The sequence below is a fragment of the Halochromatium glycolicum genome (assembly GCF_016584085.1).
GTDB classification, from domain to species: Bacteria; Pseudomonadota; Gammaproteobacteria; order Chromatiales; family Chromatiaceae; genus Lamprobacter; species Lamprobacter glycolicus.
Genome location: NZ_NRSJ01000019.1, coordinates 1 through 15,282, shown reverse-complemented (window position 1 = coordinate 15,282; position 15,282 = coordinate 1). Strand labels below are relative to the sequence as shown.

Sequence of the window (15,282 nt, the reverse complement as noted above, 5' to 3'; positions counted from 1 at the left end):
CTGCTGCAGATGCTGAAGATCGATGCGCCAATCTTGACAGCCGCAGCAGGCGGTCGATACTTTACCAGCGGCAGACGCTATGCCGTTGATGCACGCATTCTATTACAGCGAATGGTCAAAGCCGGCCCGATCGGAAGCATGAACTGCTGCGCTGGTGCATCGCAAGACCCGCCTCATCGCCTCTTCGTCCACCCCTTTGAGCATTCGATGGTCCAGTGTCCGCCCATTGGACAGAGGAACGCCGCGTGACACCTTCTCAACAACGAATCACCCCACTATTCGCCTTTTTGGAACCGACCATGACGCTACGAGACAGGAGTGAGCGGGAAGCACGCGAGCACATCGAGGGGCGCCTGCATGGGATCTTCGCCGAGCCCTATCAGGCCTTTACCAACGATTGCATCGAACGTCTGCTGCACATCCATATCATGTTGCATGTGCTCGTGGTTCGGCCGATGAATCGCGGGCATCTGGTGCTGCGCGTCATTCATGGCTGGGAGAACGGCGGTTTCGCGCCCGAGGACCTTCAGCATATCGACTATCCACTGACTAGCTTTGCCGACTACAAGCGCGTCTGCGAGACGTTCGAGGCGGCTCGGGAGAAGCAGGAGCCGCTACCGACGAATGGCAACTCGCTGCTGATCGAGCCGCTCAATGCCGCGATCGCTGCCGCCGAGGCGACGGGTCAGCACATCGATGAGGAGACCCGCTCAACCCCTGCCCGTTGGCCCGACTTTCCCGGAGGCCTGAGCCTGTATACGCTGTTCAAGGTCTACAATCGGCTCATCTATGGCGAAGACGACGCGTACCGATCAAGCCAATTGACCGCGAGCGATGGCTATCGCGAGATCCACGAGTTCCATTTGGAGGAGGGCGAATTCGCGATCGTCATCCCGCCCGGACCGCAGCATCAGACCGAGAACACGTTGATGGTGATGCACGAGAGCGAACTCTCTCCGTTTGCGAGCATCTTCGAGCTCAGCATCCCGTTGTTCGAGTGTTAGACCGCCACCTAGGGCAGCGGCCGTCCCATCTGGTTGACGTCCACCCCCATCGCACCGACGCTGCGATTCAGGCCGTGAAAACGGGCCGAGATGTCCCGCAGGTTGCGCTCCATCACCCTAGCCGAATCGCTCAGGCCTTCGGTCGATCCATGCATCGCTGAGACCGCGTGCTCCATCGCGAGCACGTGCGCGGCCATCTCGCGCATCTGCTCGGACACCACCGGCATCAGCAGGACATTGTGCTCGATCGCGGCCACCTCCGCCTGCATCCCGTCCATGCGCTTGGAGACGCGCGAGAACAGCGCATTCATCTCCTGCATCCGGGTGATCACGACCCGGACCTCATCGGTGAGGTCGTTGACGAAGTAGAGATTCGAGAGCGCAAGCCCAGCCACCAGCAACGCGATGATCCGCACCCAGACCGTCACACCGCGCCGCTGTCGCCCACGCACCTCCTCACTGCGTTCGAGGTCATGCTCGAGGGTGGTCAGCAGGTTGGTCAGGGAATCGATTCGATCACGCTCGATCATGGCAGCCTCGATTACGGGGGCGACCCGCCGGCGCCGGACCCGGCCGCGCACACAGCTTCAGCGAGTGCTGGCCAGCCCGACTCAGCGGAACGGATTCATCCAGTTGAACATGCGCATCGGCTGGGAGAGGTGGTTCACATCCTGGCCCATTCGCTGCACCGTTTGCTCCATCACCTGAAACGACTGGCGCATATCGGCTAGGCTCGTGGTCATCGTCCCCATGCTGGCATCGATCGTACCGATGGCACCGGCGATCTCGGTGACGTCCTGGGACATGAACGCGACCCCGCCGTGCATCTGGTCGACATGGCGGATGACCTCAGGCAGTTCGCTGACCCCCTGATCGATCACCCGGACCGAGCGCTCCATCGCGTCCATGTGGTCGGCAACCTGCGCGAAGTGCTCATTGAGCCCGGTCACGGCAGCGGTGGCATCCGGGATCTGCCTCGACAGGATGATGGTCAGGAACGACAGGGACGCGACCAGCACGATCACGGCCCCGAACAGCAGCTGGTAGAGCAGCGCAACTCGCGCCTCGATCCGGCTTTGACGCGCATCGATGCGTTTGATCAGACCAGCGAACCGTTCCATGGCCTGGTCGAGCGCTTGCTCGTCATTGGCATTCACGAATCAGGCTCCGGGCTCGGTTTTGTCGTCGTCCTCTGCATGCCCGACGCTCAGCCCCGGCGAGGCCACGGCCCGTGCCGCGAAGGGTCCGGCGAGCATATCGTCCCGCGGACCGGCGAGCCCCGGCCAGAAGCAGGCATCGCGCGTCCCACAGCGCGAGAGCATCAATGCAACCGCGGCATCGTCCGGGTGGCGCTCGGCAAGCGGTGTCAGGATCGACTCGGCGCGATCCCATGCCCCTTCGAGCAGCGCCTCGAGCCCCTCCTCATAGGCCCTGATCGCCTCCAGTTGCGCCGGCGGCAGCGGATGCTCCCGCGTATCGATCAGCTCGAACACCTCGAGCTTGCGCTCGCCACTGTCCAGCGGCAGCACGTCGAGTCGGCGCGTCCAGTAGCGGTCCGCGACCTCGCGCTGCACCGCGCCGCTGATAATGATCCGGGTCCCATAGCGCCTGTTGAGCTGATGCAGATCCCAGCCGAGCGCGACGTTGTCTCCGATCGCGGTCCAGCTCATACGCTGCCGCGAGCCGATGGCACCGACAATCGCCCGCCCATGATGCACCGAGTACAGATTCGGCGGCGGTGCCATCTCGCCGGCCGGCAGCGTCTTCGCCCACTCGGCCTGGAGCGCGGCTTCGGCATCGCGGCAGGCCAGCGCGGCGCGGCAGGCGCGATCCACACCGTCCTCGATCTCGACCGGCGCGCCCCAGAACGCAAAGATACTCTCACCGAGGAAATTATCGATGGTCCCTTTGTGGCGCAGGATCACCACGGTAAAGACGTCGAGCTGACGTCCCAACAGCTCGATGATCCGCTCCGCGGGCAGCGCCTCGCAGAGGTTCGCGAGGTTCGAGGCCCCGGTGAAGAGCAGCGAGAGCTCACGCACCTCGGCGGCCGGCTCGACCCGCTTACCGGACTGGATCAGCTTGCGACCGACATCGACCGGGACGAACTTCTCGAGCGAGCGCAGCCCCTGACTCATCTTCCAGATCGCCTCGTCCATGGCCTTGATCTCGGCGAACTGCGACGGCACCCGCTCGACCTCGGCGAAGCGGAATTCCCGGATCAGTTCGGTATTGTTGACCAGCCGGCGCAGCGGCTGGAACAGCCGCGATGCGAGATAGGCGACGGCGATCGCCGCGACGACGACCAGGATGAAGGTGATCGCCGCAGACTTGCTGAACACCCGCCGCGCGGCCTCGAGCAACGACGCCTCGGGCACCACCATCAGCAACCGCCAGTCGTCTGCGACCGCGGACGGGAACAGGTGCTGATGGCTGAGATAGGTCTTTCCAGCGGTGCGTGTCAGCTGGTACGAGGCCTGATTGATTCCGGAGCGCCTCGCCTGACCCGCCTGATCCCGGTGATAGGCCTCCGCGATCCAGCGTTCACGCAGGTCATCGATGCTCGGCAGACCATCCTGCTGGGGGCGATCCGCCTCGAGCTCGACGTCGTGCGGATAGGCGATCAGCTTGCCGTCAGGGCCGACGATCAACGCCACGCCGCCGCGGGCGATATGCTGCTTGGTCAGGAAGCTCGACAGACTGCCGAGCGAGATATCGACGCCGACCACCCCCAGCAGGGAACCGTCGCTGTGCCGAACCGCGATTGAGGCGCTGATGCCATGCTGCTCGCTCGACGCGAAACGATACACCGGTGACCACTGCAGCCCCGTCTGCTCGACCGCCTGCTTGTACCAGACCCGCACGCGCGGATCGTAGTCGGCCTCACCGTTGATATGGGCAATCGGCTCGAAGGCCTGATTCCGATAGACCCACCGCTCGCTCGGCTCCCCCGCAGTCTTGCCACCGGGACGGCGGATCACCCGGCTCGCCAGCTGCGGGGCGACGCGGACCTGGATGAAATCACCGTCCGCACCGCCCACGTAGATCGACTCTATCTCGGGCATCACCTTGAGCTGCCGTCCGAACAGCCCGAGGAGCGACTGTTCGTCGGCGAGACCCTGCTCGCTGACGACCGCGGCGTTGATCTCGGCCAGGTCACGCGCCGCCTCGAACAGGTCCGAGGCCCTTGCGACCACGTTCGCCGACATCTCCGCGACGATGTCGGCGGACAGGTCCAGCGAGACCCGGGTCGCCTGACTGTAACCGTTGACCGAGACCGCCAGGATCGTGGCCACCAGCAGGCCCACGAACAACACCACGAAGGCGACCTTATAGCTTCGGATCATCAAGGCTCCTCCGCCCGTTGATGGCTCTGGCGCGCGAGCGGACGCCGATCCAAGCGGTCGCGAACGCTGCCGGCGATGATGGGTCGATCGCCCCTCACCCAGACCCAGACCGTCAGCGCAGCTCGCCGCGGCCGTCTGGCGCGTCCGCAGACTCGCCCGACCGCTCATTCATATAGGCACCCGCCGGATCATGGCGGCGGCCGGTCAGGAAAGATTGGCGCACATCGACCAGCGCGCGGCCGGTAAGCGCGGTCCGGCCGACCAGCATCCGAAAGCGCAACGTGTCGCGATCGGTCAGGGTCAACTCGACCGGCCAACGCTCGGCACCGAGCGCAAGCGTCGCGGTGATCACGGGGCGCTCCTCGCGATGCCCGCCCGAGTCGGTCACAGGGCGCTGATCGAGCAGTGGCGCGGCGCAGCGCACGATCAGATCATCCCGGCCCTGCAACGGATGCACCGAAAAGCGCACCCAGTCGTTACCGTCCTGGACAAACCGCTCCAACTCGAACGCATGCAACGCCGAGGTGCGCGCACCGGTATCGACCTTGGCCTTGATCAGCGGAAGGCCAAGCCCCGGCAGGCCCACCCATTCGCGCCAGCCAACGATCAGCGGTGCGTCCGTCATCTGCTTACTGCCCGATCAGCGGGGCCAAACCGCGCATCGTGCCACGCGTCGGGACGCAGTTCATGCCGGAAAACAACGTCAGCGCGGCCCGCTATCAGCCCTGGCCGAGGCCTGTTGCAGAAGAGACGATGAGCGATGTTGGCACCCCCTCGGCAGAGACCCGGTCGCAGCGGCGCCGGCACGGAAGCAATCGTGCTCGAAGTCTAGCAGTTCAGGCGCGATCAACGTCGTACCGCATTTGCTCGGCCGTCGCGTGACACGGCCACTCCCAAAGACTTCTTCACGGTGGAAGGGGCCTCGATCAGGACAAACCACGCCGCAGCGTAGCGGGTTACCGTGAATCACGCGGGATTCATCGTCCGGGGTGGCGCCGTGCCATGAACGTTAGCGCCAATCAGTTCGCAATCAGGCATGTGGACCACACAGCTCCATTCAGGAGGGGCTCAGCCGGGCGCATGAAAAAGATTGCTGAAACCGCGCCGATCCTGCATCCGGTAGACAGTGAAGTCGGAATCGACGCTGGCAACTCGAGTGATCCGTCGCCGCTCGCACAGCGCGACCAGGGACGCATCGGCGAAATCCGCCGGCAGGTCGCTCACCGTCTCGGTCTCCAGCACCAGCGCGGATTCCGCCCAGAGCAGGAAGTCCCGCTGCGCCTGAGCGGCGAAATCCAGCACGTAGACCACCTCGGTGATCACCGCGAGGTTGGTGATCAGCGGCCCGGGCAGCCCGGCACGAGCCTGCACCGGCAGCGGGAAGCACCGCGCTTGCACGGCGCTTCCCCGCGGGAGGTCATCCCTGATCAGGCATCAAGCGGCAAATCCCACAGGCGTACCAGCCTCAGGCCCCGCTCATGAACATATTGAGCATCAGCTTGTTCAGCCGCCCGACGAAGGCCGAGGGATCATCGAGCTGGCCGCCCTCGGCCAGGATCGCCTGATCGAGCACGATCATGCCGAGGTCATCGAAGCGGCCCTGATCGGACTCGGCCTCGAGCCGGCGCACCAGCGGATGGTCCAGGTTGACCTCCAATGTCGGCTTCATGCTCGGCGCTTCCTGGCCGACCGCCTTCAGCACCCGCGCTAGGTTGGCGCTCATATCGTGCTCGCCGACGACGATGCAGGCCGGCGAGTCGACCAGCCGGGTCGAGACCCGCACCGCCTCGACGCGCTCGCCGAGCGAGTCCTTGAGCCGCTTGAGCAGGTCCTCGTGCTCCTTCTCGGCCTGCTCGGTCTTCTCCTGCTCTTCCTTGTCGGCGAGGTCACCGAGGTCGAGCTTGCCCTTGGTGACCGACTGCAGGTGCTTGCCCTTGTACTCATGCAGGTTGGTGACCAGCCACTCGTCGACCCGATCCGAGAGCAGCAGCACCTCGACGCCCTTCTTCCGGAACACCTCGAGATGCGGGCTGTGGCGCGCCGCGGCCGGGCTGTCGGCGGTGATGTAGTAGATGTCCTTCTGGCCTTCCTTCATGCGCTCGATGTAGGCGTCGAGCGAGACGGTCTGATCGTCGTTGTCGTTGTGGGTGGTCGCGAAGCGCAGCAGCCCGCCGATGCGCTCGCGGTTGCCGTAGTCCTCGGCCGGGCCCTCCTTGAGCACGCGCCCGAACTCGTTCCAGAACGCCTGGTACTTCTCCGGGTCGTCCTTGGCCATGCCCTCGAGCAGACTCAGGATGCGCTTGGTGTTGGCGCCGCGGATGGTGTCGATCTTGCGGTTGTGCTGCAGGATCTCGCGCGAGACGTTGAGCGGCAGGTCATCGGAGTCGACCACGCCCTTGACGAAGCGCAGCCAGTGCGGCATCAGCTTGTCGGCCTCATCCATGATGAAGACGCGGCGCACATAGAGCTTGACGCCGTGCTTCTGGTCGCGGTCCCACATGTCCCAGGGGGCGCGCTTGGGGATGTAGAGCAGCGCGGTGTACTCGTTGGTGCCCTCGACCCGGTTGTGCGCCCAGGTCAGCGGCTCGTCGAAGTCGTGCGAGATGTGCTTGTAGAACGCCTTGTAGTCGTCGTCCGAGATCTCGGCCTTGTTGCGCATCCAAAGCGCGGTGCCGCGGTTGACCTGCTCGAACTCGGGCTCGGCGTCCTTGTCCTTCTTCTCCTCGTCCTCGTCGCCGCCGAAGTCCTCCTTGACCATCTCCACCGGCATCGCAAGGTGGTCCGAGAACTTGCTGATGATGGTGCGCAGCCGCCAGGGCTCGAGGAACTCTTGCTCTTCCTCCCTCAGGTGCAGGATGACATCGGTGCCACGGCCCGGCTTCTCGACGTTCTCGAGCGTGTAGCTGCCGTGGCCATCGGACTGCCAGCGCACGCCATGCTCGGCGGTGAGCCCGGCGCGGCGGGAGACCACGGTCACCTGGTCGGCGACGATGAAGCTGGAATAGAAGCCGACACCGAACTGGCCGATCAGCTCCTCGCCGGCGGCCTGCCCCTGCTCGGCCTCACCTTGCTCGGCGGCACCCTGCGCGGCCTTGAGCGCATCGGCGAACTGCCGGGTGCCGGAGCTGGCGATGCTGCCGATGGTGTCGATCATCTCCTGGCGGCTGATGCCGATGCCGTTATCGGAAACGGTCACGGTGCCGGCATCCTTGTCCACCAGCACGCGCACACGCAGGTTCGGGTCGTCCTCCAGCAGCTGTTCATCGGTCAGCGACTCGAAACGCAGCTTCTCAGCGGCGTCGGAGGCATTCGAGATCAGCTCGCGCAGGAAGATCTCTTTGTTGGAGTAGAGCGAGCGGATGACGAGGTCGAGCACCTGGCTCACCTCGGCCTTAAACTCGAGTGTTTCCTTATGGGCGTCAACGGTCATGGGTGATGATCACCTGTCGTTAGCGGGTTGAATTCGGGGCATGTGAGGCGGCCGAGCGCTGCTCGGGCGCAAATTCGATCGGTCGTGGCGCGGTCGCTCTCGCTACAATCGCGGCGACCAGCACGCGCCGGCGCCGCAGTGGTAGAGGCAAACCAGCTCAAAATCAAGGGTTATGCAGATGGAAGCACAAGTGATCAGCACGACACCGTTCGACGGCCAGAAGCCCGGAACCTCGGGGCTGCGCAAGAAGGTCACCACCTTCCAGCAGCCGCACTATCTCGAGAACTTCGTCCAGGCGATCTTCGACACCCAGACCAAGCTCAACGGCGGCACCCTGGTGGTCGGCGGTGATGGCCGGTTCTACAACCGCGAGGCGGTGCAGACCATCCTGCGCATGGCCGCAGCGAACGGGGTCGCCCGCGTGCTCGTCGGCCAGGGCGGCATCCTATCGACCCCGGCCGCATCCTGCATCATCCGTAAGCATCAGACCCAGGGCGGGATCGTGCTCTCGGCCAGTCATAACCCCGGCGGCCCAGACGAGGACTTCGGCATCAAGTTCAACATCGACGCCGGCGGGCCAGCCCCGGAGTCGGTGACCAACGCGATCTATGCGCGCACCTGCAGCATCGATCAGTATCGCATCGTCGATGCCCCGGCCATCGACCTCGACCAGCTCGGCGAGCGCCAGCTCGGCGCGACCCGGATCGAGGTGATCGACCCGGTCGCCGACTATGCCGAGCTGATGGCGAGCCTGTTCGATTTCGACGCGATCCGCAAGCTGTTCCAGTCGGGTGATTTCCGGATGCGCTTCGATGCGATGCACGCGGTGACCGGTCCCTACGCGATCGAGATCCTCGAGCACCGGCTCGGGGCCGAAGGCGGCACGGTCATGAACGGCGTCCCGCTCGAGGACTTCGGCGGTGGCCATCCGGACCCGAATCTGGTCCATGCGCACGAGCTGGTCGCCATGACCGAGGGTCCGCAGGGGCTCGACTTCGGCGCCGCCTCCGACGGCGATGGCGACCGCAACATGGTGCTCGGCAAGGACTGCTTCGTGACCCCGAGCGACAGCCTCGCGGTGCTCGCGGCGAATGCCGAGGTCGCGCCGGGCTATAAGCACGGCATTGCCGGCGTCGCGCGCTCGATGCCGACCAGCCAGGCCGCCGACCGCGTCGCCGAGGCGCTCGGCCTGAACTGCTTCGAGACGCCGACCGGCTGGAAGTTCTTCGGCAACCTGCTCGACGCCGGCAGGATCACCCTCTGCGGCGAGGAGAGCTTCGGTACCGGCTCCGACCATGTGCGCGAGAAGGACGGGCTCTGGGCGGTGCTGTTCTGGCTCAACCTGCTCGCCGTCAAGCGCCAATCGGTCGCCGAGATCGTTCGCGATCACTGGCGCCAGTTCGGCCGCAACTACTACACCCGCCACGACTACGAGGGCATCGACAGCGCGGCCGCTCAGGGGCTGGTCGATCATCTGCGCATCCTGCTGCCGTCGCTACCGGGCCAGCAGCTCGGCGCGTTCAAGGTCGCCTATGCCGATGACTTCGCCTACACCGATCCGATCGACGGCAGCGTCGCCGAGCAGCAGGGCATCCGCATCGGCTTCGAGGACGGCTCGCGCATCGTGATGCGGCTCTCCGGGACCGGCACCCAGGGCGCCACCTTGCGGGTCTATATCGAGCGCTACGAGCCCGACGCCGAGCGCCACGATCAGCTCGTTCAGGAGGCGCTGGCGCCGCTGATCCTGATCGCGCGCGAGCTGGCGCAGATCGAGCCGCGCACCGGCCGCGAAGAGCCGGATGTGATCACCTAACGGTCATCGCACGGCGTGCCACCCCGGACGATGAATGTCGCGTGATTCACGGCAACCTTCTCCAGAGTGGAGCATGCGACTCCCGTGAGACCGCTGCCGGGCCGAATGGCGCATCCTAGCTCGATGCGGTCTGGAAGATCGGTCTCAACCAACCGGACACTGGACAGCCGCATCAACTCCCAGCCGGAGCCGCATCACAAGATTCGATTCTGCGCGCATCGATAGGGAGCTTGCCTCCCGCATCCGATCCGGGGTTGTGACGCGGCGGCGTGCACTCATCTAGAGAGCGTGCCGGGGTCCGTTGGCCCCCGCTACCCCAGAAAGAAACCGACGTCGACCGCGAATGAGGTGATCCCAATGAAGCTGCGTATCCTGAGCCTAAGCACTGCACTGCTGTTCGGTTTGACCTTGGCCGCTGGTGCCGGTAGCGCTCTGGCCGGCGACGGCAAGAGCTGCGACGGCAAGAAGAAGGGCGATACTGCCGCAGTCATGGTCCCCGCACAGCCGATGGCCTAAGTCTTCCGCATCGATGCCTGACGGCCCCGGCCTTGGTGATGAGGCCGCCTCGTGATCGGCCCTGCCGGAAAGCTTTTCGGCGGGGCCGTTTCGTTTTCGACACTCAACCCGGGGCAGCTTACGATCCGGCCGACGATCGGACTCAAGGCTGCCACCGATCGACAGCGGTCTTCCGACCCAGACCGCTCGATCGGCCAAATCGATCGCAATGATCCAAATAATCCATTTGGATGCTCGCGGTTTTTACCCCATTCTGTGCGGCGAGCGAGGCGTTCGCCCGCTTCCCTCAAGATTTTGACAACCATCCACGGAGTCTCGACCATGCTGCAAGACCGTACCGGCCAAAAGGTCCCGAACGTTACCTTCCGCACCCGTACCGACCGCGATTGGGAAGACGTCACCACCGACGACATCTTCAAGGGCAAGACGGTCATTGTCTTCTCGCTGCCTGGCGCCTTCACGCCGACCTGCTCGTCGACCCACGTACCACGGTTCAATCAGCTGGCGCCCGTGTTCAAGCAGCACGGTGTCGATGAGATCGTCTGCATGTCGGTCAACGACGGCTTCGTGATGAAGGCCTGGCAGGAAGACGAGAACGCCCACAACCTGCGCTTCATTCCGGACGGTAACGGCGAGTTCACCGAGGGCATGGGCCTGCTGGTCGACAAGGACGATCTTGGCTTCGGCAAGCGCTCCTGGCGCTACTCGATGCTGGTCAAGGACGGCACCATCGAGAAGATGTTCATCGAGCCGGAGGAGCCGGGTGACCCCTTCCACGTCTCCGACGCCGACACCATGCTCGAGTATATCGCGCCGAATGCACCGAAGCCGGCTGACGTCACTGTCTTCACCCGCGTCGGCTGCCCATTCTGTGCGAAGGCCAAGGACATGCTGAAGGACGCCGGCATGCAATTCGAAGAGCTGGTGCTGAACAAGGACTACACCGAAGAGACCCTGCGCGCTGTCGCGGCCTCGACCATGGTGCCCCAGGTCTTCATCAACGGAGAGAAGGTCGGCGGCTCCGACGATCTCGAGAAGTGGCTGGCGAGCCGCTGAGCGAGACGGCCGGACGTAGGTCTCGATAGGGGTGGACGGAGCACCCGGTCCATCCCGGCCCTGTCCGCCACCCGCGCTGGGCCACCACCCGCGATGGGCGCGGCGACCGCGCCCGCTGGAGTGCCCGCAAGGCCCAGCGCGCATAGGACCTGCTGAAACACCCGGCACCACCGCTGCCGGGCCAACCGACGGCTGGCGAGGGCGTCGATGACGCCCCGCCGCCGTCCCGAATACTAACGTCGATGATGCCGAATCGGGCTTGCAGCGCTCCCCGCGACGCGGGTCTTCTGAGCAGCGCAGCCCGGCCGCGCATCCGCCGATTGCTCGATCGCATGGCGACCGGAACCGGCGGCGACCTCTCATTGCAGCGCATCGGCGCCCGCCGCTGGCATCATCGCGGGCGTCAGGCATCATCATCCCGACCCCTCTAGAATCCGAACCAGCATCCGAGGAGCAGGTAATGGACAAGCATTTCGATCTCATCGCCATTGGCGGTGGCAGCGGCGGACTCGCGGTCGCAGAGAAGGCCGCCGCCTATGGCAAGCGCACCGCCGTTATCGAGCCTAAGGCCCTCGGCGGGACCTGCGTCAACGTCGGTTGCGTGCCGAAGAAGATCATGTGGTATGCCGCCGAGCTGGCCCAGGCGGTCAAGAAGGCACCGGATTTCGGTGTCGATGCCGAGCTCAAGGGCATCGACTGGAAGCACCTGGTCAGCGGCCGCGAGCAGACCATCGACGGCATCCGCAATTACTGGAACGGCTATGCCGAATCGCTCGGCCTCAGCGTGATCCGCGGCCATGCCCGGTTCGTTGACGCCAAGACCGTCGAGGTCGATGGCGAGCGCTACAGCGCCGAGCACATCGTGATCGCGACCGGCGGCCGGCCGATGGTGCCGCCGGTGCCGGGGCACGAGCTCGGCATCACCTCGGACGGCTTCTTCGCGCTCGAGGAGGCGCCGAAGAAGGTCTGCGTGGTCGGCGGCGGCTACATCGGCGTTGAGCTCGCCGGCGTGATGCGATCACTCGGCGCCGAGGTCACCATCGTCGCGCTGGAGTCGCGCGTGCTCGAGGTGTTCGATCCGATCATCAGCGAGACCGCCTCGCACAACCTCGCCGAGGATGGGGTTGCGATGCACCTGCCGTTCGCGGTCGGTTCGCTCGAGCAGCGCGATGACGGCATCGCCGTGCTCGACAAGGACGGCAACGCCCTGACCGGTTTCGACACCGTGCTCTGGGCCATCGGCCGCCGGCCGAACACCGATGATCTGAACCTGGAGGCCGCCGGCATCGAGGTCGAGCGTAACGGCGTGATCCCGACCGACGCCTATCAGAACACCAATGTCGCCGGCATCTACGCGCTCGGCGACATCACCGGCCGCTACCCGCTGACCCCGGTCGCGATCGCCGCCGGCCGGCGCCTGGCCGAGCGGCTGTTCAACGATCAGCCCGAGCGCAGGCTGGTCTACGAAGACATCCCGACTGTGGTATTCGCGCATCCGCCGGTCGGCGCGGTCGGCCTGACCGAGGCGCAGGCGCGCGAGACCGGCGAGAAGATGACCATCTACCAGACCACCTTTACGCCGATGAAGTACGCGCTGAACGACAAGGGCCCGCGCACCGCGATGAAGCTGGTCTGCACCGGCGACGAGGAGCGGGTGGTCGGCGTCCACATGGTCGGCGACGGCGTCGACGAGATGCTGCAGGGCTTCGCGGTCGCGGTGAAGATGGGCGCGACCAAGGCGGACTTCGACAACACGGTCGCGATCCATCCGGTCAGCGCCGAGGAGCTGGTGACGCTGAAGGAGCCCTACACCGGCGACTGACGGTGCGCTTCTTCAATCTCTATCACCAGGGCCTGGTCCGGGCGGCGGTCTGTGTGCCGCCGGTCCGGATCGCCCATCCCGCCGCCAATGCGGAGGCGACCCTGGCCCTGGCGCAGCGTGCCGATGACGAAGGCGCGCTGATCGCGCTCTTCCCGGAGCTTGGGCTCACCGCCTACACCAACGACGACCTCTTCCATCAACAGCCTCTGCTCGACGCCGCGCTCGCGGCGCTTGAGCAGGTCGTCGCGGCCAGCGCGTCGCTGCGACCGCTGCTCGCGGTCGGCCTGCCGCTTCGGATCGACGGCCGGCTGTTCAATTGCGCGGTCGCCGTCCATGCCGGGCGGGTGCTCGGCGTCACGCCGAAGTCTTACCTGCCGAGCTATCGCGAGTTCTATGAGAAGCGCCAGTTCGCGGCCGCCGATGCGCTGATCTCAACGGAGACCGAGCTGCTCGGCCAACAGGTCCCGGTCGGGACCGATCTGCTGTTCGAGGCCAGCAATCTGCCCGGGCTGACGCTGCACATGGAGCTCTGTGAGGACCTCTGGGCGCCGATCCCGCCGAGCACCTACGCCGCGCTGGCCGGCGCGACCGTGCTGCTCAACCTATCCGCGAGCAACATCACGATCGGCAAGGCCGAATACCGCAACGACCTGTGCGCGGCGCAGTCCGGCAAGTGCATTGCCGCCTACCTCTACTCGGCCGCGGGACCCGGTGAATCGACCACCGACCTGGCCTGGGACGGCCACGCGGTCATCTTCGAGCAGGACCGCCTGCTTGCGCAGTCCGAGCGCTTCGCACCAGCCGAGCAGCTCATCAGCGCCGACATCGACCTGGAGCGTATCCAGCAAGAGCGGCTGCGCACGACCAGCTTCAATGACAGTGCCCAGCGCTATCGCGAGCAGCTGCGGCCGATGCGACGGGTCCGCTTCGCCCCCGAGCTTCCGGGCGGCGATCTTGGCCTGCGGCGCGCGGTCGCCCGCTTCCCGCAGATCCCGGCTGCCAGCGGCGCGCGCGATGAGCGCTGCTTCGAGGCCTACAACATCCAGGTGCAGGGCCTCGCCCAGCGGCTTCGCGCGACTGGTATCGAGCGCCTCATCATCGGCGTATCGGGCGGCCTCGACTCGACCCAGGCCCTGCTGGTCGCTGCGCGCACGATGGACCGGCTCGGCCTGCCGCGGACCAATATCTTCGCCTACACGATGCCCGGCTTCGCGACCAGCAGCGAGACGCACGCCAACGCGCTGGCGCTGATGCAGGCACTCGGCACCAATGCCAGCGAGCTCGACATCCGCCCTTCGTGCCGGCAGATGCTCGCCGATCTCGCGCACCCGTTCGCTGAGGGCGAGCCGGTCTACGACGTCACCTTCGAGAACGTCCAGGCCGGCGAGCGCACCTCACACCTGTTTCGGCTCGCGAACCACCATCACGGACTGGTGCTCGGCACCGGCGACCTCTCCGAGATCGCGCTCGGCTGGTCCACCTACGGCGTCGGCGATCAGATGTCGCATTACAACGTCAACGCCTCGGTGCCGAAGACGCTGATCCAATACTTGATCCGCTGGGTCATCGCGAGCCGGCAGTTCGACACCTCGACCAACCAGACCCTGCAGGCGATCCTCGACACCGAGATCTCGCCCGAGCTGGTGCCGGCCGATGCCGCCGAAGCGGGCGGATTGCAGAGCACCGAGGCCAAGATCGGCCCCTACGAGCTGCAGGACTTCAACAGCTACTGGATCACCCGCTACGGCCTGCGGCCGAGCAAGGTCGCCTTCCTCGCCTGGCATGCCTGGCATGACAAGAGACAGGGCGAATGGCCCGACGACCTGCCCCCCGAGCGCCGCAATCAGTACGACCTCGCCGAGATCAAGCACTGGCTCGATGTGTTCCTGCTGCGCTTCTTCCAGTTCAGTCAATTCAAGCGCAGCTGTATGCCGAACGGCCCCAAGGTCGGCTCCGGCGGCTCGCTCTCACCGCGCGGCGACTGGCGCGCGCCGAGCGATGCCGAGGCGACGATCTGGTTGCAGGAGCTGCGCGAGAACGTGCCCGACCGCTGAGTCGGACGCCCGGCAGATGGGCAGATGGCTTCGTCCATTGCTTCAGGCATTAAGCCAGCAATTCCCGCCGCAAAAATATCTGCTTTAGAAACAATAAGTTGGCTTTGAGCCGAAAAAAATCTTTCGTAAACTTTTGAAGCCGAATCAGTATACTGCCACGACCTTCTCAAGCTGCGAGGCAGGTATTGATGAGTGGTCCGTTCTCACGCCAGCACCTCAGCGTCGCGGGACTGCTGCGCG

12 protein-coding genes are annotated in these 15,282 nt (G+C 65.3%); 6 read left to right on the top strand and 6 right to left on the bottom strand.

All coding sequences use genetic code 11. From position 1 onward, the window contains the following. The first annotated feature begins 299 nt into the window (after positions 1-299). Positions 300-1,004 (top strand): hypothetical protein, encoded by a 705-nt coding sequence (locus tag CKO40_RS11625; protein ID WP_200346380.1) that lies wholly within the window; start codon positions 300-302, stop codon positions 1,002-1,004. 8 nt (positions 1,005-1,012) lie between these two features. Here CKO40_RS11625 and CKO40_RS11620 read toward each other — a convergent pair whose 3' ends face one another. The 6 genes from CKO40_RS11620 to htpG form a co-directional block, all read right to left on the bottom strand. After that, complete coding sequence (locus CKO40_RS11620; RefSeq protein ID WP_200346379.1) at positions 1,013-1,534, bottom strand: hypothetical protein; 522 nt, start codon at positions 1,532-1,534, stop codon at positions 1,013-1,015. An 81-nt stretch (positions 1,535-1,615) separates the two neighbouring features. After that, a complete protein-coding gene (locus CKO40_RS11615; protein WP_200346378.1) occupies positions 1,616-2,161 on the bottom strand; it encodes a hypothetical protein in 546 nt (181 codons plus the stop codon). 3 nt (positions 2,162-2,164) lie between these two features. Then, positions 2,165-4,351 carry a cache domain-containing protein gene (locus CKO40_RS11610; protein ID WP_200346377.1) on the bottom strand — a complete coding sequence of 729 codons (2,187 nt, stop codon included), beginning with the start codon at positions 4,349-4,351 and terminating at the stop codon, positions 2,165-2,167. A 112-nt stretch (positions 4,352-4,463) separates the two neighbouring features. Continuing rightward, on the bottom strand, positions 4,464-4,976 hold the full coding sequence (locus CKO40_RS11605; RefSeq protein ID WP_200346376.1) for an ATP-dependent zinc protease family protein: 513 nt from the start codon (positions 4,974-4,976) through the stop codon (positions 4,464-4,466). A gap of 443 nt (positions 4,977-5,419) precedes the next feature. Then, positions 5,420-5,749 (bottom strand): hypothetical protein, encoded by a 330-nt coding sequence (locus tag CKO40_RS11600; RefSeq protein ID WP_200346375.1) that lies wholly within the window; start codon positions 5,747-5,749, stop codon positions 5,420-5,422. A 67-nt stretch (positions 5,750-5,816) separates the two neighbouring features. Then, positions 5,817-7,781: a molecular chaperone HtpG gene (htpG, locus tag CKO40_RS11595; RefSeq protein ID WP_200346374.1), complete on the bottom strand. Its 1,965-nt coding sequence runs from the start codon at positions 7,779-7,781 to the stop codon at positions 5,817-5,819. Between the two features lie 178 nt (positions 7,782-7,959). Here htpG and CKO40_RS11590 point away from each other — a divergent pair, with 178 nt between their 5' ends. The 5 genes from CKO40_RS11590 (at position 7,960) to CKO40_RS11570 (ending at position 15,042) form a co-directional block, all read left to right on the top strand. Continuing rightward, positions 7,960-9,594 carry an alpha-D-glucose phosphate-specific phosphoglucomutase gene (locus CKO40_RS11590; protein WP_200346373.1) on the top strand — a complete coding sequence of 545 codons (1,635 nt, stop codon included), beginning with the start codon at positions 7,960-7,962 and terminating at the stop codon, positions 9,592-9,594. Positions 9,595-9,951: 357 nt separating this feature from the next. Continuing rightward, positions 9,952-10,110, top strand: a complete 159-nt coding sequence (locus CKO40_RS11585) for a hypothetical protein (protein WP_200346372.1) — start codon at positions 9,952-9,954, stop codon at positions 10,108-10,110. Between the two features lie 321 nt (positions 10,111-10,431). Continuing rightward, the gene (locus CKO40_RS11580; RefSeq protein ID WP_200346371.1) at positions 10,432-11,166 is read left to right on the top strand and encodes a glutathione peroxidase; all 735 of its coding nucleotides are present in this window, start codon (positions 10,432-10,434) and stop codon (positions 11,164-11,166) included. A 460-nt stretch (positions 11,167-11,626) separates the two neighbouring features. Continuing rightward, complete coding sequence (gene gorA, locus CKO40_RS11575) at positions 11,627-12,988, top strand: glutathione-disulfide reductase (protein WP_200346370.1); 1,362 nt, start codon at positions 11,627-11,629, stop codon at positions 12,986-12,988. A 2-nt stretch (positions 12,989-12,990) separates the two neighbouring features. After that, the gene (locus CKO40_RS11570) at positions 12,991-15,042 is read left to right on the top strand and encodes an NAD(+) synthase (RefSeq protein WP_338074166.1); all 2,052 of its coding nucleotides are present in this window, start codon (positions 12,991-12,993) and stop codon (positions 15,040-15,042) included. Positions 15,043-15,282 lie beyond the last annotated feature (240 nt).

Excerpts from the sequence above, each read along its gene's own strand:
- CKO40_RS11625 (WP_200346380.1), top strand. The coding sequence starts at position 300 with ATGACGCTACGAGACAGGAGTGAGCGGGAAGCACGCGAGCACATCGAG.
- CKO40_RS11620 (WP_200346379.1), bottom strand. The coding sequence starts at position 1,534 with ATGATCGAGCGTGATCGAATCGATTCCCTGACCAACCTGCTGACCACC.
- CKO40_RS11610 (WP_200346377.1), bottom strand. The coding sequence starts at position 4,351 with ATGATCCGAAGCTATAAGGTCGCCTTCGTGGTGTTGTTCGTGGGCCTG.
- CKO40_RS11605 (WP_200346376.1), bottom strand. The coding sequence starts at position 4,976 with ATGACGGACGCACCGCTGATCGTTGGCTGGCGCGAATGGGTGGGCCTG.
- htpG (WP_200346374.1), bottom strand. The coding sequence starts at position 7,781 with ATGACCGTTGACGCCCATAAGGAAACACTCGAGTTTAAGGCCGAGGTG.
- CKO40_RS11590 (WP_200346373.1), top strand. The coding sequence starts at position 7,960 with ATGGAAGCACAAGTGATCAGCACGACACCGTTCGACGGCCAGAAGCCC.
- CKO40_RS11585 (WP_200346372.1), top strand. The coding sequence starts at position 9,952 with ATGAAGCTGCGTATCCTGAGCCTAAGCACTGCACTGCTGTTCGGTTTG.
- CKO40_RS11580 (WP_200346371.1), top strand. The coding sequence starts at position 10,432 with ATGCTGCAAGACCGTACCGGCCAAAAGGTCCCGAACGTTACCTTCCGC.
- gorA (WP_200346370.1), top strand. The coding sequence starts at position 11,627 with ATGGACAAGCATTTCGATCTCATCGCCATTGGCGGTGGCAGCGGCGGA.